Consider the following 18,856-nt stretch of genomic DNA (forward strand, 5'->3'; position numbering starts at 1 on the left):
CGCATAGCACACAAAGCAACTTAAACAGGAGATGATGTGGCCGACCGCTACGTTCTGAAGGTTCCCGCCCTCAAGGTGCTCCAAGGCGACAAGGAGATCTACTGCTTCGCTGTCGACGGCAAGAAGTTGGAAGACTTTGCCGCCGTCTCGCGCATCCGCCGCGACAGCCAGAAGAAGCTGCAGGGGTACCAGCGGCCTGAGGTCCAAAGCCACATCCGCTCGATCCGCCGCTACCTTGAGTCCGAGGGGGCGATGCTTCCCAACGCCGTGGTTCTCGGTTTCGATGATCGCGTCACGTTCGAACCCGCGGTCCGAGGCGGCAGTGTGAGCTACTCCATCCCCGGCGAACTGATCATCCCGGTTGACGAGTCGCTGCCTGATGAAGAGAAGCCGGCCTGGCTCGTGGACGGTCAGCAGCGCAGCGCGGCCATCAGGGACGCTGACCTCGCAGAGTTCCCCGTCGCCGCTGTGGGCTTCATTGCGTCTCAGGAAGAGCAACGGTCGCAGTTCATCTTGGTCAACTCGACCAAGCCACTGCCCAAGGGGCTCGTGTATGAACTCCTGCCGGAGACCACCGGCAAGTTGCCGCGCTCGTACGCGCGCCGCCAACTCGCTGCGAAGCTCATGGTCCTGCTGAATATGGGGGACGGTCCTTTCTGCGGAAGGATCAGCAGTCCCACGTCGCCGACCGGCAACATCAAGGACAACAGCATTCTGAGGATGCTGGAGCACAGCATCTACGAGGGCTCCTTGTACCAGTACCGGAACGCTGAGGACGGTACTGGGGACGAGGAAGCGATGCTGGCGCACCTTCTGTCCTTCTGGACGGCAGTGGAGAACCTCTTCGAGGATGCGTGGAACAAGCCCCCCAAGGAGTCGAGGTTGACCCATGGTGTGGGCATCCAGGCCATGGGCTATGTCATGGATCGACTTACCACAGGCGTCCACTTCGACAAGGTCAACTGGGACAAGATCCGCATCACCCTGCGCCGACTCGAGAAGCACGTGGCCTGGACTTCTGGCACGTGGAAGTTCTCGGATGGCCAGGAACGCAGCTGGAACGGTCTCCAGAACACGGCCAGCGACGTACGGCTGCTCAGCACCCACCTGCAGGCCCTAGTCAGCAAGTAGTCAAATCTCTGCGGATCATCTGGTGGTCTCCCTGAACAGATCAGGGAGACCACCAGTGCGTTAGCGGCTAGCTGCAACGGAGCGAAGACCGTTCACTGCTGCTCGCAGCATGGATGCTGAACCGCTGCCGTCTGCATAGTGGATGTACTTGGTGCGGGTGTGCTGCGTAATGAAGCCGGTTGCAGCGTGCTTCGCGCAGCGAGTTGCGATGACGACCAGATCAGCGGAGCGAGCCTTCTGCCGGAGTTGAGCACTGCCGACGTGATCGCTGGCCATGGCGGCGTCCACTGCGGGGGCAAGCTGCTTGATCTCCTCGGCGCAGCGCACGAGCACAGCTTCGTCCAGGGAGTACAGCAGCACTCTCATGGGCGGCAGGTCCGAGAGCGACAACTCGCGCTCGCCATCAGAGCCAGCCCGGTCCTGCCAAGGGAAGTCGACACCGAGTTCCCTTGAGAGACGCTTGGCGAACGCCAAGTCAGCTTCGTTGAGCCGACCTTGATGCCTCCAGAGCGGTTCCAGCAGGTCGTATGCGAGCTTGCTGCGAGCCTCCGCGTCAGGGCACGCGACCAAGAACAGCCGGTCAACGAAGTCCAGCGCAATTGATGCCCGCTCAGGGGAGACCCATCGACTGCGATAGGCGCCGATCTCATCGAGAAGTTCGGCGTAGGTTTCCGCTGAAGGGCCAGCTCGGAGTGCGATCTCTGCGAGCGCCTGGAGCACGGCGAGGTCACCCGGGCCGAACCGGTCGAAGGCGACCGCGTTCCGGATGAACGCATGGGCGGTCAGACCCGCCGGAGCTACATATCCGACAGCATCAATGAACGCCCCAACCGCCCGCCAGGCCTCTTCAGCAGCTTGATTCTCCAGCCCGTCCAGGAATCCGGCGAGGGCCGCATCATGAGCTGCCGGCGGAGACCACGCAGTCCAACTGCGCTCCTCAACAGCCGACTTGCCCTCGCTACTGCCCGCGGCTACCGCAGCGAGGAAGGTCGGCCAGGAGTCGATGGTCGCAAACGCTTCCAACGCGTCGCTTCCAGCAATCTGTGGCACAGGCTCTGCGACGACGCGAGGTGCTGCCGCGTCATCGCTTTCGGCCAGGAAGCGTTGGGCGTCCTCCCAGATCAGTGAGGGCAGTTCGCCTATGCGGGCTCCGTTCTGCACGGCTTCCACGAGACGACGCAGAGCAGGCAGGTCCTCAAGGACGGTGGCCGCCATCAGAAGAACGGTGACGGCCTGTGCGCCCAACTTGCCCGCATCGGCATCCAGCAAGGCAGGGACGAACCGCCCCCGCTCTTCGAGCCTTGCCCGTGCCGCTGAGAGATCGCCCTCCGCGAGAGGTTCCTCCAACGCCGCGTACACGGCGTTCAAGATCGCTTCCTTGACTGGGAGGGGAGGATCCTGCCGGATGGCGTCCGGCAGTTCAGGTAGCTGAAGGATCGCCTCGCTGCGGCCGAGCCGATCAAGCCGCTTGATCCTCAAGCTTGCAAGGTTGGCTGCGGTGACACCACCCGCCGCTGCCAGATGGTCAAGAACCACGCTCGACGCGGCCTCAGCGCCCGCGGATAGAGACGCGTCGAATTCTGCGAGGAGCCGGCCGATCGGCTTGGCCACCCGCCACATCCTGGGAGGACGGCGAGCCTCGGTCCTCTGCATCAACTCCAGCGCCCCGACCAGGTTTCGGCGATGCTCGAGAGTGCGTCCCGTCTCCAGACGGAAAGTAGTCCGATCACCAGCAAAGTCGCGGATAACCTGCTCAATGGGATCATCAGGGTCCAGCCAGGCGGGCTGGATACCGACCTGCTCGTCATACGCGATGTAGGTCGGGCCGGCGAAAGCGCGGATCAACTCAGCCGTCTTGGCTCGCTCACCAGGCTCCCGGGCAATGACGTACACGACGAATCGATCACGGTCCGTATACACGCGCGGAAGGACCACAGGCGCGTCGTCGCCGCGTCGAATGGCCTCGACGAACGGCAGCGTGCGGTCCTTGTAGCGGTAGTCCGGATCGAGGCCCGGCCAGACGCCGTTTCCTGAGCCGAAGAACCGGTGCAAGAAGGTCTCGATAGCTTCTCGCGTCTGTTCCTGGGGCTGCGTCACGAGCCACTCCTCCACCGCTGTGCCAGGTCCAGCCGCGCCTGCCCGGCATCCGGCCCGCCCACCTTGTAGGTGACCAACTCATCGTTCTTCGCCATGCCACGCACCGTGTAGTTCATCGACCCGGTGAGAATCCACTCCTGCCCACACAACGTCTTCTCGTGGACGTCGGGGTCGCGATGGACATGCACGCCGTCCAGTTCTGGGGCCTCGATCCGACGCAGGAACGCATCGTTGTGAGGGTCCGGGCGTGCGACCACATGGACGCGGGCCCCGGCTCCAGCGATGCGCAGGAGCGTGTCTGACAGCCGCCATCCGCTGGGCGGGACGTCACCAAAGAAGGCGTCATACGTGCCGTGGCTGTTGTCGATGACCTGGACATCAGTGATCCACGGCGAGACCAACCACAAGTCACTGCTCGGATTGAGCATCTCCGCCATCAGCGCAGCGGACAGTATCGAGTCGATGCGCAGCCCAGTACGAGCACCTGTGCGCACGGTTCTGGTCAGCTCCTTCACTGGGTCGCCTCCCGCAACTCCACCCGTACACGTAGTTGATCCCGATGCCGGGCGTAGCCACGAACCTCGCCGTGGACACGCAGGAAATCCCGGTCCACCGGCAGCGCCGGCACTCGGACAAGGGCTTCAGCCAGGGCCTGTGACTCGACTGCGGGACAGATGAGTTCTGCAGCGCCGCTGTCGGCCATGGCCTTCTGGTAGGCCAAGACCCAATCGCTCGCCGTGACGTGAACCTCGGGAAGGCGGTCGTTGTGAGCCTCGCGCACGAGCAGCCGGTCGAGCACCGGGGCATCCGCATACGGTTGGTAGTGCTGGAGATCCTGCGTGCGAGCTTGTCGTCCGCGGGGCCAGAGCATGCTGTAGGCCTGGTCGGCTGTCAGTCGCTTGTTCCCGCCGACGTCCAGTTGCTTGTCGCCGACTGCGAAGGCGACGACGTTCGCGTCGACTTCAACACCGAGCCTCTGCTCCAGTCCGGCCCATGCATCCACGATGGCGAGGGCCTGCGCATCAGTGTCGGGTCCGGACCCCGGCCGGAGAAGGCGGGTCGACAACGCTGAAAAGGCAGTGCGACGGGGGCGGCCGTCCAACTGCTCCCACGCGGCCAGGAGAGAGTTCAGGCCTTCCTGGGCCGCTTCGGCATCTTCGGCTCCTCGCAGTGCGCGCATGGCTTCTGCGGCATCTCCTCCAGGCTCGTCAGCGAGGTGACGGAGCAACTGGGTGAGCGTGGCGTCTACGTACTCGTAGTCGCTGGGGGCCAACGCGCTGGTGACAAGCGCCCAGAAACGGCGAGGGTCCTCCCCGTAGAAGCGCACCAGGCTCTCTACAACGCCCAGGCCCCCTACGGAGGTCTCGCTGAGCCACACGACAGCAGGCGCGCTGCTGGTGGCACCGGGCGCCACGTCGACGATCAGGTCCCCGTCCTGTGAGTCGGGGCAAGCTCTCTGCGCGGCTGCGAGGATCGCCGCGGCTACCGTGTCGCGATAGGCGCGCTGAGCCAAGTCCTCAGTTCGGACAGCAATGTCTGGATCAACAAGGTTTTCCGCCGCACGGTCAACGGCGGCGAGCACCCGTGCGTCTCGCAGCAGCTCCGTGAGCCCGTCGATCAGCCGCGCATTCTCGACAACATGGTCAGGGTCGCTGTTGTCGCGGTAGAGGACGCTCAGGATGCGTGATAGTTCCCCAGTCCACGCTCCGTTAGCGAGTGATCCTCGAATCTCCTCGGCGGTACGAGACCCCTTGAGGCCTTCAAGCGCAAAGGCGGTGAGATAGACCTGGCCAAGCCACGCACGCTGGAACTTGTTCGCGACATCCTCAAGAGCCGGGTCCTCGGCGAAGGTGTACGAGAACGCGAGTGACCGCCACTTCGGAGACGACAGGTACTCCCTGACCGCAGGGTCCGAGGTGTCCAAGGGCCTGAGCAGGATCTGCACAGCGTCGACGCCCAGTCTGAAGCCAAGAGCAGCTGGCTTGCCGTGCAGTTCGTAGTAGACCTTGCGTGTCTCGACTTCTCCGCGCTCGAGCGCCACTTGGCAATCGGCGCCGATGGTCATGCGCCGCATCTCGATGGGGTTGCCGGCAGCGTGCGTGGCGAAGCGGACGGCCTGCACGCGCTCGTGCCAGAGAGACGGGTTCGGAATGTCCGCCGGGGCCGGTGGCGCCTCCTCGGACACAACGATCTGAGTACCCCATATGGGGAACCCCTGCGACCGGTCGGATATCTCCTGGGCTGGCTGCTCCAGCTTCAACTGCGTGGGCCGGAAAACCTGAAGTCCCTCTGGTACGAGCCCATCGGGGTGCCAGGTTCCCTCCGGATCGGCGTGCTGCACGATCTGGGGCAGTGGCAGAGTGCTGCTGCCGGCTGGTGGAACTGGGAGCCATGTGCGGTGCTCATCACGGCGGTGCCCGAATCGTCGGCTGACGCGTCCTGGTACGGCCTCACGTAGCGCCCGGGCGATCGGCAACTGCTCCAATGTGTCGTTCGTATTGAACGGCAGGATCAGTTCGACCTCGGGCAGGTTCAGCGGCTCGAAGAGTGAGCGTGTAATGAACTCGGGGAGTAGGGAGCCCTCCTTCGCGCCGGGATCAATGCGCTGGAACGACCAGTCGCTCTGCAGCCGCCGCAGCGCGGTAGGAACGACAGACAGCAGCAGCGATCGAGGCTGCTCCCAGAGCAGGGCTTGGACCTCGTCTGCGCTGATCTGTAGAGCCCTCCCCAGGTGTTGGGCAAGCTCGTCCTGCAGATCAGGTTTGTCGAGGATCGCCTGCAGCAGCGATGTCAGCATGTCGTGGCCTGGTCGGTCCTCATTGCGCACGGCATGGCCGGTGGGGGCTTTGAGGATCTTTCGGGGGTCGGCCCACAGTTTCTTGGTACGTAGCTTGCGGCTTGCCCAGTCCAACAGGGCCTGGGTGGCTTGGATCTTGAGTACGAAACGGTTGCCGATCGGCAGGCTTCGTGCAGGTACCTGAGGTGCGAAGAGGGTCTCGTACGCCTGGTATGCGAGTCGGTCCCGGCCGTAGTCCGAGAGCGTAACTACGGTGATCGGCCTTGTGCCGCGCTCTCGGCCTGCGCGGCCGCGGCGCTGGATGAACGCGGCTGCATCACGGGGTGCCTTGTGTTGGAGTACCAGGCCCACGCGTGGGTCGTTGAAGCCGACTTCCAGAGACGCCGTGGCTACGGTCAGGTTCGCGTCGTGGTCGACCCCGACGTCCTGAGAGGACGTACGGCCGACATGCAGGTGGTGGAGTTGCATGGTGGGGTCGAGGTCATGCCCGATCTTTTCGACGATGTCCCAGGACTGACCGTCCAGGTAGCGCGCAGCATGCTCGTTACGTTCAGACGAACGCAGGCCTGCGAGTACCGGCCTGCGGCCGTTACGGCGGCCGGCTCGGTTCTGGCCGCCTTCCGCATCGCGCAGGTCGTTGTAGAAGCGGTTGGTGACATCCAGGTCGTCTGTGAAGAGGAAGCCCGTGGAGCCGTACAGAAATTGCCTCTTGTCCAGGTCGAGCATTCGGCCATGAAGCATGGCCGTTTGGATCGACGTAGACAGCAGGCTGGTCCCGGACACCGGGTCGCCGCGCAGCGCCACGGCGTACTCGCGACCTTCGGACTTCATGGCCTCGTCGGCCGGTTCAATCGGATCGACATCGCTCGGACGAAGGCCGACAAGTTGAGCGAAGAACTTGTCCGCGTCACGAAGGGTCGCAGAGAGACCGACGAACGTCATGGGGCGGCGTGCTGCCTCACGCCAGCGTCGCAACAGTAGTGCCACCTGAGCGCCGTGAAGGCCGCTATAGGTGTGGACCTCATCGAGCAGCACGAGGGAAGGAGCGGAGTTGCTGCCGCGCCAGCCGAGTAGCCACTCCAGATAGCTGTCGCCGCTACAGCGGTTCAGCATCTCCGTAGTGGTGAATAGCAGATCGGGCGGGTTCTTCTTGAGGGATTCCCGGGTGAGGGCAAGGCGCTCATCCTTCAAGGTGTAGCCGCACCTGGTACAGGTCAGCCGCTCCCGGCCTTGCTTTCGGTCCTCGTCTGTCCACTGGAGTTCCCCAGTGCCGCAGTCCTGGGCGGGGCAGGGCAGATACGGGCACACGACGCCTTGGGGAGTGCGCTTCCAGGCAGTGGCGAGCCCTGAGTTCGGTTCCAGCCTCCGATCCTGGGCATTCCACGGGGTGTCCCCGTAGAGCGCACCGACGCGGATAGGACGGCGCCTGCTCTCGTGCAGCGCCTTCTCGACGTCGTCAACAGAGCGGATCGACTCTCGAAGCTGGTCGCGCAGGAGTTCCTTGCGGGGGTAGAGCGCCAGCGTGTGAACGCGCTTTGCCCTACCAGGGTGCGCGTGTTCCGCCATCGCCGCGAAGGCCGGCAAGTAGAACGAAAGTGTCTTGCCGCTACCCGTACCAGCGCCGACGATGATCCCCTTGGACCTCTCAGAGCTGAGCGAGGTGAACACGGAACGGGTGGCATCCAACTGGAAGCGAGCCAGTTTGCGGCCCTGCAACTGGGCTGCCGCCACGCGCTCTTGCACCTCACCCCAGTGGGGTAGCTGCGCGAGATCACGGAGAGCGTCGGATGCCGGAATGTCTCGATGTGGGTAGCGTCGCGGAGCTACGTGCAGTCGATAGTCAGCGACGAGGCGCCGCTGATGCTGCCACCAGCCAGGCCGCTCCTCCTGCGCCCAGCCACCTCGGGCAAAGAGCTGCCGAAGACCAGTTGTGAGCCTGAGTGACTCCGCCAAGCGGGTGCGATACCGCGGTGGCGACGTCACCGGCACCGGCACCTCGAACAGCAAGGCACGGAGCAGGAACTCCTCCAGCACAGCGTCGACGGACATGTCGGTCGGGGCAGCCTCGTGACTGTGCAAGAGACTGTCGATGGTCTCTACCACCTCGGCCTTGGAGAGGGCAGCCTCCGTGACGCCCCAGGCCAGCAACGGCAGTTCGCGGTCTTCCAAGTGGTTCAGGAGTTCGTTCGCGAAACGAACATCGAGGTGCTCTGTCACGCGCCCGTCCTCTGCAAGGTGATGTGGATGTCCATCTCGAACTGACGCAGCAGCGCAATGTCGCCGTCTGTGACGTCGCGGAGCGTGGGGCTGGGGCGCTTCTCAAGCACTTCCAGGAGTTTCAATAGCTCACTGGGGGGGTCACTCTTGTCATGCAGGGACTCCGCGAGGAGGGCGTACGTGCTGGTGAAGAGCGTGACATCCGCCTTGGACAGGTTCTTGGTCGCCACCGCCTGACGGAGCTCCCTCTCCCGATTGCGCGCGGCCTCGCGTTCGTCGCGCGAGAGCATGGGGATCCGGGCCAGGGGAAGGGCGGCGACCTGTGCCGTTGCCCAGGTGACCCATGCCGCGCTGCTATCACCCTTGAGCTTGCCCGCGAGTTCCTGAACCTTCTTCCTGGCCGTGTTGAAGACCGCGTCACTGGGCAACCCGTTGAGGGCCTTCCGCTCGAAGGCTGTGCGAGCGGTGTCGATGCCTGATAGGTCGGGCTTGTGCGCTGCCCCCAAGGCCGCAAGAGTATGGCCTAGCTCAACTTGGGTTCTGAGTTCGGCCAGCCCCGCGCGGAGTTCCTTCGAGCGGCTCAGAACCCGAGCGGCCTCCTTCTCCCCGACGGCGCCTGCAGCGATCTGGCGGGCACGGTTTTGCAGCTGTACGGCCTTGTCGTACACAGACAAGTTGGTCACCAGTCCTCCCCGTCGTCTTCGGCGGACGGGACAGTGGTGAGCGCCTGCCACTCCACACAGATTTGCCCCACGTCCTCCGCGGCACTGTCACCTGCGGAGCCACTAGACCGTGACTCGGCGCTGGCAAGAGCAGCGTCCAGCCAGTCGTTGCTGGCAATGAGCAGTTGTTGAATCAGCTTGAGCGAGTCACCGCGGTCCTTAACAGCGGCAACCAGTTGGGCCTGGTGACGAGTTGAGGAATCACGGCTGTCATCGCCTGCCTTGGTCAGGTCGTCTTCGAGTGCAGAGATGGCCTTCCAGTCCGCGTTCTGGGCACCCTGAAGCAGGGCATCGAATTGACGTGTCTGTTCGGCCGTCAGTGGTAGTCCCACTTCTCGCGCAGCACCGAGAACGTCGCGGATTGCAGCCATGGTCTGGACGCCAGTGGTGCCCCGAGGCTGGCGGCTTCGAATCGAGTTGAGTAGTTCTTCGTGACGGTTGAGTTGGTCCTCGAGGATGGTTGTCCAGGACGCGAACCCAGTGACGGCCGGCTTCACCCATTTAGGGATGTCCAGCGTCTCGGCATCCCAGTTCCACGATGACGCGGCCCTGTCGAGCAGAGGAAGAACGCGTGCGGCATCAACCATGTTCACCGCACCGATGCCCTGGGCGATACCGACGGCGTAACGGAGTTGCTTCACGATCTCAGGACGCGCTCGGAGGTGCCCCCGGAGCATATCCATCCACTTCTCCGCGCGGATCCCACCATCCTCGCGTCGCCACTCTTGCCCGTCATCAAGCGCCGCGGCGACGAGTTGCGAAGTGGGCATTCCGGGCCATGCCCGGCCGGCGAGTGCCGCTCCGATCAGCGATGCACGGAATCCCGCGACGAGGTGATCATCGGTGACCTCCATGTGCTGCTGCAGCCGTGCAGTGAGGTCTTGGCTGTGCTTCTCGGCCAAGACCGCCAGGCGTCGGATGTCTTCCGCTCGTGCTGGAAGGTCCCGCTCAGCTTTCAGCAGGCTGTCGAAGAACCAACTGTCCTTCGGACGACGAGAGAAGGTGATGGGTGCGTTCTCGACGCCGATCAGGTTTTCCTTCGCGCCCTCGATGGACACGATGGTCGCCTTGCTTGGCCAGGCAGCCCTTCGCAGTTCGATACTGCCCACTGCCCGCATCAGAGGTGAGTTCCACTGGTACCGCTGGACGACCGCGGTGGAGACGACACCTCGGATCCGAGTCGCGGTGGCGGTATCTAGGCCGCCTTCGCGGGTGAGCCACTCGTCCACGGTCTCCAGCATTCGCTGAAGTTCCCTGGGGATCTCGTCGTGTTTGCCACTGGCTCCTGTCTCGGGCTTCGCCTCGTCGACGTTGGGCTGCCCCGGCACTGCTACGGATGCAGGCGGATGGCTCTGCCCTCCTTCGCTGCCCAGCGGCTCTAGGGAGAATGCCTCCAAAATGGTGGGGTGGAGGCTGTTGGCGTGCTCGGGGGCGTCTCCCCAAAACTCGAGCACCAGGTTACGTCGCTCCGCTGAGGCAGGGTCGTGATCATTCGCCGCTACGAAGCCGAGTACGTCGCGGCTGACGGGCCTGTCGAGTTTGGTCGGCCGGAACCGTTGCCGGAACATGGGGTCGGGGAACTCGCCCTGCTGCATGGCCGTGGCGTGTTCAACCAAGACCGGTCGTACGACGCTTCCCAGCACGGCACGGGGGTTGAAGGACCAAGGCTTGGTCTGGTCTGCCGTTGAGTGGACGGCTCTTACGAGAGACGACTCGTTGAACGGGTACAAGCCATAGCCGTCAGCGGTTGCTCCGAAAGCCTCGTGACACTCCGTTCGCAGCGGGCAGGTCGCGCACTTGTTGGGAACGTCGTCGTTGCTTGCACGCTCGAGTTCGTCGCGGCCCATGCGCCCAGCATTCAGGTAGCGGCCGACGAACGAGGCAATCTCTGTACGTCCTGTCTCCTCCGGGCTGAAGGGAACGTCCAGGTGGTAGACGTAGCCCGTGGCGGCCTGGATGCGGGTTAGGACTGTCTCCTCCAAGGATTGGAAGTAGCCCGTCGTCACGGCCATGAGTGTGCGGATGGGGGCGAGAGTCGTCTTGCCCTCACGGTTTGCTGCTTCTACCACGGCATCTAGGAGGTCTCGCTGGACACCTTGGATGAGAGCAAAATCCTCGATGAGCAGGACGATCTCCTTGCCCTGCCGGTGGTACTCCTCTCGTACCTGCTTCATTGCATCGAGTAGCCGGCCTGCCCCAAGGTTGGCGGCGCTCTTGATTGCGGCTTCGAGGTGCTTGTTGAGTAGGTCTACCGCAATGCCCTGGAGGTCACCGCGTGTACTGATCGTGCCGAGCAACTTCTGCGCCATTCCGGACACGGATTGGATGTCTCGAATATCTAGCGGAAGGTCGCTGATGCTGAAGCCCTCGGGGCGGTCCGCCTGCCCATCCCGGCGATTGTGAATCAGCTGATGGGCCAGTTCAGGGACGAACCTCCCAGGAGCGAGCAGCTCCGCACGGACATGGGGGTCGAGGAGCACCGCAGCCAGTTTGCCGGGGCCAACAAGCATCCGAGCCAAAGGGCGTGACTCTGAGTTCGGGGACGTGGCCTCGAGCGCCTCGCTCAGTTCATTGAGGATGCGCCTCGCCAGGGACTCCTCGTCGATGTCCTCAGTGAACCTGTTGATGTCATCTTTAAGCTGAGCCAGGTCGTTGCTTTCCGCCTGCGCGATGAGTGTGCTGACGACAGCCTTGAGGCTGGTCTTGGACTTCTCGAGGTAGATGACTTCTCTCTGGCCCGATCCCTCCTCCATGCCAGCAAGCTGCTCGCGAACCCATCGGACAAGATGTGACTTACCTGAGCCAGACTCACCCACGACCGGCATGAGCAAGGTTCCGCTGTCCGCTCGGAGCGCCAGGAAGTCTTCGAGGACCGCCCTCTCACCGATCGGGTCGCCTCCGATGACGAGCTCTCTCCCGTCCATGATCCGCGCGCGCTTGATCCGCAACGGCGCATGAGTGGCCAAGAAGACCGAACGCGAGGGGCTGATCGCCTCAGTATTGATGGTGGAGGCTGCCGCAGCTGGTTCCCAGCAGAGCATCCTGCGGAAGTCAGCCATCGGTGGGCTCCAGGATCGTGATGTCGCTAACGGGGCGTGGGCTGGCGGGCCTTTCAGGATCGTGTAGGAGGAGAATCTTCCGAGCATCGTCGTCGTGCTCCAGGTGAAGCCACTTCTCATCGTGGCCGCGCAGGAGAGCAAACGAGAGGGCGGCACCGGCCACGCTCTCGCCCGGACTGGGGATCCCCACCGCGAGCGAGTGTGCGCCGCCAGGCAACACCGGTAGCTGCTCTCGCAGAACTTGTAGTGCCTCGACGGCATTGATGCGCTGGGCTGGCTGCCACAACTCAAGCACTGTTTGCTTGACGGCCAGGGTGCAGTCCGGGACTAGTGGGCCGCGGCCTTCAGCGCGGAAGAGTGGGGCTGCGGCGAGGCCGAGAGCGGGCGCCCAGTAGCCGAAGCGGAGCCAGCGGGTGGGGTTGGCGAAGATGGGAAGCACTTCGGGCCTCAGCACCTTACGGTCCCTGCTGTCCTTGTAGTCCAGGAGTTTCTCCGCGGCGACGCTGTCGATTGGTTGCTCCATCGGGTCGTGCATGAGGAACCAAGCGAGCGCACGAGTCAGGTCTCGGGGCCCTGCCGCGTCGTTGTCAGCCCCCAAGTTGCTGTTGTGGTCCGCCTTGAGGACTGCGTGACGCAGGATGCGCGTGTAGGTCTCCAGATCATCGCTGCTGGCGAGAGTCTTGGTCGGGCCGGCCAGTGATAGCTCTTGCTGATCGGCATCGACCTGCACCAACCCCAGGACCTGCAGGGAGCTGAGGGCACAGTCGAAGGGCGGCCTGGTCGACGTGTCCTCTGAACGCAAAGAAGGAGGACTGACCAGCGCCCGCGCCTCGTCCAAGGCGATGCTCTTCCCCAAGTAGGCAAGAAGGCGCACCACAGCCCATGTCTGAGAGGGAATGGCTGCGTCTACGTTCAGGAGAGTCATCAGAGTTCCTCCAAGGCACGGCGGATCGACAAGTTCGCCGGGTGGACATCGACGAGTGGCGTACCTCGGCGCTCGGGGTGGTACATGGCCCGTGGATGGATCAGGTAGGTCGGTGCGTCCCAGGCGAATCTCGTCGCAATCTCAGGCCCGGGTGACGCTGCGTTCGGGTCCGCCATCCAGATAACAGGGCCATGCCAGTCCGACAGGAGAGCACCGTCATCGTCAACGATCACGGTGCGAGTCCGCGCTGTTGTCTGCAGTTGGCTTCTGAGGTGGGTATCCATGCCCGGCCCCCCGACCACGGCGATCCTGCGACGAACTAGGCTTTCTACCAGACGTGCCGCCAAGGCCTGGTCGTCGGCGTCTTGCCACCACAGGCTCAGGCACTGATGGTCCCCGAAGTACGGCATCAGGGGCAGATGCCCGTGGTTCTCGGGTGTGGGCAGCAGAGGGCGCGGCTCCCCAGCGAGCCGGTAGAAGCCTGCAGGCAGAAGCTTGGCAGTGGCCCTGCAGTGAGGGCAGCCACGGCAGGTGATACCTGTGCGGCGAAAGCCCTCGCCGTGCGGGACCCGGTAGTACGACCCCAGCACGTCGCCGATGCATTGATCGCCTCGCAGAGCTACTTTCAGTTCTCGCAGGGCCGAAGCGCGACCATGTAGTAGTTTTTGGCGCTCAGTTTCAAAGCGAGCATGGAAGTGCTCGCTGTTCCTTGCGTCGGAGTCGAGGAGTTCCACATCTGCGTGGCCATCAGCTGTCGCGTAGAACTGGTCAAGTCGTGCCTTCCAGACGACATCCGACTCACCTTCATCCCTTGCAGGTGGCTGTGGTGGGTGGACGGCCACAATCCCTGATCGCACCATGAGGTTGAGGATCCGGATGTTCCATTGCCGGTTCCGTTGAAAGCCCTCGTTCATGTCAGGGGGGTAGGAATCAAGACTGACGCGGTGACGATCTTGGATCGTAGTCCTGCTGTGGAACATTGCCTCCCACCGCTGCCACGCGCGCGGGGCGCCGATGACCACCTCGTCGCTCATGTAGTTGGCGATTTCTTCGTCATTGCGCGTGGTGGCCAGATACGCGATTGAAGGGCTTCCGTTGCGTCCGGCTCGGCCGACTTCTTGGTAGTAGCGGTCCACCGTCTCTGGCAGGCAAGCGTGCACGATCGTCTTTACGTCGTCGAGGTCGACGCCCAGGCCGAAGGCAGAGGTACCAACCACGATGTCGAAGCGTGTCTCCACGTCGTCTTCGGCTGTCTTGCCGCCCCATCCCTCCAAGGCGTCGCGACGCTGGGCATCGGTGGAGTCACCGGTGACGCTCGCTACGCGGCGAAGCCCGTGGCTGTGAAGACGGCCCGCCCACTCCTGCGCATGCTCGACCTTGGTCGTGTAGAGGATCATCGGCTTCGGCAAGTACGAGACGGCATCAAGGACTGCGGTCTGCCGGTCGGTCTCGCTCCCAAAGGCGTCGATGTAGTAGCTCGGCTCGTGGCGAAGTTGGGAAGCCCAGACGATCCTCGCCCGTTGTGGCGAGGCAAACAGTGTGTCGAGTGTCTCCACCTGTTGCCCAGTGAGTGTCGCGCTCATCGCGACGGTGACTGGTTGCCGGCCTGCCGGGGCCTTGCTGAGCCAGATGCGGCGGTGGCTCGACATGGTCTGGAACTCGGTACGGAAGCTGTTGCCCCACTGCTCGACCAGGTGTGCTTCGTCAATCACGAAGTAGTTGAACAACCCGGCCTCAGCGGCGTCCTCTAGAGGTCCCTTCAGGCTCCGCACGAGAGCTTCAGGCGAAGTGAACACGAGCCGTTGGCGGCCTGCGGCGATGTCGTCCCGCATCTGTTGTTTGTCTTCGGGAGACAGGCCGCTGGTGTACGCGTACCGGCGTGTAGGGCTGTGATGCCCGTACCGGTCAAGGATCTTGAAGGCACGCCGTTCCAGGTCTGCTGCGAGAACGCTCGTGGGCACGACGACTACCGACACGCCTCTGCTCGTGCTCGCCAGAAGTGCGGGGGCCATCGCAACTGCGGTCTTCCCATGTCCCGTGGGGAGACAGATGACCGTGGTGCTCCCCGGCTCGGCAAGCGCGATTGCCCTGGCGGCTTGTCGCTGACCGGTTGACACATAGTGGCTGTGATCGTCACCGAGGGCGGTCGTGAAGAATGGGTCGGCCGGATACGACTCCAGCTTGCGACGGTGTGGCGAGTCCTCACCGAGATGGACCTGGCGAAGATCCTCTTGAGCCGGCAAGCGGGATGCATGGTCGGCGATGGGCGGGTGCCATGGCAGCGCATTTACCCACAAGTTGGCGCCGCGATCGCGCATCCCAGTTTGGCAGCGCATTTCCTCCCACTGCTCGCGAGTAGGCAGCCGTGGAAGAAGAGGAACGGTGAACCCCGTTGTGTTCTCTCGTGCTTGAGCTTCGAGCAGGATCTGCCGCGTGAGCGAGGCGATGTCCCTCCACCCGCTGGACTCACTGGTCAGCGCGTCACGGAGCCTGCGCAACGTCCCCTTCGCCTCGGGGAGTTCCGGGAGTTGATGGAGATCGCGGTTCGTGGACAGATGGTTGAAGAGCGTCTTGGCGCCGGTCCAATTGTCAGTCGCCACGAGGGATCCTCCTGAGCCCCGTCTTCACCAAGCAGGTCGCAGACACGAGCCGAACCTTAGGTTCGCTCAGTGCCTGCACCAGCGCGTCGGTGATGGCAGCATCCAGCAGGTAGCTCTCTTCGTCTCCCAGGAGTCGACCGGCTGCTTGGCGGGCTTCCGCCTGTGCTTTCGCGACGGTGAGGCGCTCCCGTCCCTGTTGCTGGGCCACGTCGCACCGGTCGGCCAAGTTGGTCACTCGCTTGAGTTCCGCTCGGGCGACTGTTTCAGCACCACGTGCAGATGCTTCGTATCCGGGCTGCCCGTCGAACAGGTTCATCAACTCGTGGATGTTTCCAGAGTTGTAGTTGTGGTCCGTGTCCCTGTAGTGGGCATCCAGCCACTTCTGGGTGTCGCCGTTGGTCAGGGCCTCAGCCGCTCCAGCCGGCACCCACACCTTCAGCGTGAAGGGCGGGAGAAGCTGTTCAGCCTGGCGCCTCAAAGCTGCTTCCGCGTCGCGGGGCCTCTGCACGAGCGGCAGTGCCAACTCGAGCGCCGAGGAGATATCGGCTTCGACGAGGTAGTCGAAGCCGAAGCAGGGCTCCGGTTCCCCCCGGTGGTTGACATCAGCGCGCCAGAAGGCCGTGGCCTGGCCGCGGTCGTCGTACCAAACAACGTTGGCGAGTATGTCGACGAGCGGGCTGCCGATGCGGAAGAGGCGTGCGCCGGGGGCTTTGAGCGCCTCAGACCTGCTGAATGTGCCCTTGGCCATCTCGTCTGTGAGGTTCTGGCGGTCATAGAGGTGAGGGGAGATGAGGGGGCGCGACTTGAGGTCGAAGACCTCGCACATACCGTCATTGATCTTGCGGGTGGTGTGGCGGAGTTTGATTCCGTCCGAGCCGTCTCGCCCGGTGTATCCGAGCATGGCTTTGCGGGTGGTGTCCCAGTCAGCCTCGAACGTTGCCAGTCGCTCGGCGAAGTCGATGTCGTGGGGGGACGTGTCGAAGATCGACTCAAGGGTGTCCATGCTGTCGATCTCGTGGCGGGCTTTGGCGAGTTTCTCCTGAACAGCCTCGGTGAAACCAGGCAAGCCTTCCGGCCCGTGCTCGAGTGCCTCCGCCCAGACACCAGGGAGGCCTTCCGCGATGGCGTCCTGGAGCGTAGACACCGACCCGTCGAAGATGCGGTACCCATCGGTGAGCAGCGACAGCCACGCTTCGGTGTGTGCTTCGACATCCGTGAGCACGAACTGGCGTGGTGCTTGGCGCTGCCGGTGGGACTCGACGTAGCGGTCGGTGCGGCCGAGGCGCTGCTCAAGTTGATTGGGTGACCACGGCAACCGCACGTGGATTACGGTCTGGGCGGCCTGGAGATTCAACCCGTCCTCTGCAGAGTCGTCTGCGATGAGAACGGCAGCCTTCTCGATGGGCTTCCGCCATGCAGCAGTGGCCAACTCAGACGCGTCAGGGCCCGCGCTGCGGGTGTGCTCAAAGAAGCCGACCTCGGAGAAGCGTGCGCGCAGTCGTGTGGCGAGTGCCGAAGCGAGTGAGCCTGGGCCACAGAAGACAATGATGTGTCCTCCCTTACGCAGGGCAGGGAGGAGGGCGTTGATCAGATCGTCGACTTCAGAAGCGCGATCCTCGTCCGCGATCTCTGATTCGAGACTGTCCAGGTTCTTTGCCTCGTGGGGCGCCACTGGCACGTTGGAGAAGTGGTTTCGCTCGCGGGCACTCAGGCCGGCACGCTCAGCGGCGCCTTCGTCACCGCGGACCCGCCATCGAAGGGCGTCGAGATAGTCAGCAGACGCGCCACCGAGACGGGACGCGAGCACTGCCAGGGCAAGCGCGTAGTCGTTGCGCTTACTCTCAAGCCCCTCATCGAGGAGATGCCCCCACAATTGGGTCTGCCACTCCAGGAGACTGTCCGAGGCCGGGGAGTATGACTCGGCCGTCAGCTTTGCCGGCTCGGCACGACCGCGCACCTCGTAAGGGACGGCCGCCGAGTCGTCGTTTTGGCGCAGTACGTTCGACCTGCGGTGCCTGATCACGCGGCGGTGCAGTCGGTACGTCTCACTGATGTGCGCCCGAAGCGCGGCGACGCGCGCCGAGAGCTCCGGCATCCCCGTCTCATCGAGGAGGCTTCCCTCCGCGTCGAGTAGGTCGAGCACCTGGCCCGCCAGGTGCTCGAAGCGGGTGTCTTCCGGGGGCAGCAGCGTCTTGACGATGTCGATCGTGGACGGCAGCAGTGGGTGGAAGTCTGCGTTCAGGCTGAGGACGTGGTCGGCCAACTCGGCCCGGTGGTTGTACCGCTGCTCGAACGCCTCCCGCTCGCTCCACTTGTACACGTCGGGATCAAGCAGATGCAGAAGCCCCAGATGCGTGGTGTGGCTGGAAGTGACCGGTGTGGCGGACAGCAGCAACAGCTTCGACGCAGAGTGTGCGAGATCGCGCAGTGCGCAATAGGTGGGGTCCGCGTCATCGCGGTCTTGGACCAACTGGTGGGCTTCGTCGACCACGACAAGATCACTGCCGAGGTGCTGCTCCCACAACTCGGGAGAGTCGTGGGAGATGACCTTTACGCGCCTCGGGAAGTCATCGGTGAAGAATTTCGTGCGCAGCTCGCCTACCCACTGTCGGCGCAGCGACTCAGGAACGAGGAACGTCACGCGTGCCTGTGGGTTGTCGATCAGGGTCTGCAGCGCCACGTACGCGGCCTCGATGGTCTTGCCGAGCCCGACTTCGTCGGCGAGGAGATACCGCTGGACGGGGTCGGAGAGCACGGTTAGCGCGGCGCGGACCTGGTGCGGGTAGATTTCGGTGGCGGCCGCCAGGAGGGCCGGGGTGCTGGCGCTGGCTGCGCGTTGAGCGACCAGGTTGTGCAGCATTGGGATGCGTGCGTTGTAGAGGTGTCCGGACTCATTGCCTCCGGACACCAGGACCTGGAGAGGGTCACGTACTGGCATGTTCCACCGCACGTGGAGTTCGGACTCGGGTACCGGCATGTCGAAGTCGGTGTTGGGAAACCGGATGTAGTACTGGCCGCCTGCGTGGTCCCTTACTCTCCCGGCCAGCCACTCTCTGGTGCTGGGGTTGCGTCGGAATACGCGGGTCTCCGCCTTGAGTCGCACGCGCTCGCAAGCGACCACCGGGACGGTCTGTGGATCGATCTCGGGCTCGGCTGTGGACTCGAAGAAGTCCACGCGCAGCGAGCCGCCGGTTACCGCGCCGACCCGTCCGATTCCAGGAGCCCCATGGAATGTAACAAGTTGTCCAACTGTGAAGCCCGAAGCCATCCTTCTTCTCGCCCCCACCTGCTCGTTTACTAACAGGGAC

Annotated in this window: 9 protein-coding genes; 1 reads left to right on the top strand and 8 read right to left on the bottom strand. The window is 63.7% G+C overall.

What is annotated here, in order from left to right:
* Positions 1–36: 36 nt before the first annotated feature.
* Positions 37–1,131 (top strand): DGQHR domain-containing protein DpdB, encoded by a 1,095-nt coding sequence (dbpB, locus tag AB0D14_RS27460; RefSeq protein ID WP_362784016.1) that lies wholly within the window; start codon positions 37–39, stop codon positions 1,129–1,131.
* Between the two features lie 60 nt (positions 1,132–1,191).
* Here dbpB and dpdD read toward each other — a convergent pair whose 3' ends face one another.
* Genes dpdD through dpdE form a run of 8 tightly spaced genes read right to left on the bottom strand, consistent with a single transcriptional unit; the run spans position 1,192 to position 18,816 of the window.
* Positions 1,192–3,228, bottom strand: coding sequence for a protein DpdD (dpdD, locus tag AB0D14_RS27465; RefSeq protein WP_362784019.1), 2,037 nt, complete (start codon positions 3,226–3,228; stop codon positions 1,192–1,194).
* Positions 3,225–3,743, bottom strand: a complete 519-nt coding sequence (gene dpdK / locus AB0D14_RS27470; protein WP_362784022.1) for a phospholipase D-like domain-containing protein DpdK — start codon at positions 3,741–3,743, stop codon at positions 3,225–3,227. The genes dpdD and dpdK overlap by 4 nt, the downstream gene beginning before the upstream one ends.
* Positions 3,740–8,242, bottom strand: coding sequence for a protein DpdJ (gene dpdJ / locus AB0D14_RS27475; RefSeq protein WP_362784024.1), 4,503 nt, complete (start codon positions 8,240–8,242; stop codon positions 3,740–3,742). The genes dpdK and dpdJ overlap by 4 nt, the downstream gene beginning before the upstream one ends.
* Positions 8,239–8,925 carry a hypothetical protein gene (locus AB0D14_RS27480; protein WP_362784027.1) on the bottom strand — a complete coding sequence of 229 codons (687 nt, stop codon included), beginning with the start codon at positions 8,923–8,925 and terminating at the stop codon, positions 8,239–8,241. Before AB0D14_RS27480 ends, dpdJ begins: the two co-directional genes overlap by 4 nt.
* Complete coding sequence (dpdH, locus tag AB0D14_RS27485; protein ID WP_362784030.1) at positions 8,922–12,023, bottom strand: protein DpdH; 3,102 nt, start codon at positions 12,021–12,023, stop codon at positions 8,922–8,924. Before dpdH ends, AB0D14_RS27480 begins: the two co-directional genes overlap by 4 nt.
* Positions 12,016–12,948 carry a protein DpdG gene (dpdG, locus tag AB0D14_RS27490; RefSeq protein ID WP_362784033.1) on the bottom strand — a complete coding sequence of 311 codons (933 nt, stop codon included), beginning with the start codon at positions 12,946–12,948 and terminating at the stop codon, positions 12,016–12,018. Before dpdG ends, dpdH begins: the two co-directional genes overlap by 8 nt.
* The gene (dpdF, locus tag AB0D14_RS27495) at positions 12,948–15,548 is read right to left on the bottom strand and encodes a protein DpdF (protein WP_362784034.1); all 2,601 of its coding nucleotides are present in this window, start codon (positions 15,546–15,548) and stop codon (positions 12,948–12,950) included. The genes dpdG and dpdF overlap by 1 nt, the downstream gene beginning before the upstream one ends.
* Positions 15,538–18,816 (bottom strand): protein DpdE, encoded by a 3,279-nt coding sequence (gene dpdE, locus AB0D14_RS27500; RefSeq protein ID WP_362784037.1) that lies wholly within the window; start codon positions 18,814–18,816, stop codon positions 15,538–15,540. Before dpdE ends, dpdF begins: the two co-directional genes overlap by 11 nt.
* Positions 18,817–18,856 lie beyond the last annotated feature (40 nt).

Source organism: Streptomyces sp. NPDC048484, assembly GCF_040651415.1.
In the GTDB taxonomy this organism is placed as follows: domain Bacteria; phylum Actinomycetota; class Actinomycetes; order Streptomycetales; family Streptomycetaceae; genus Streptomyces.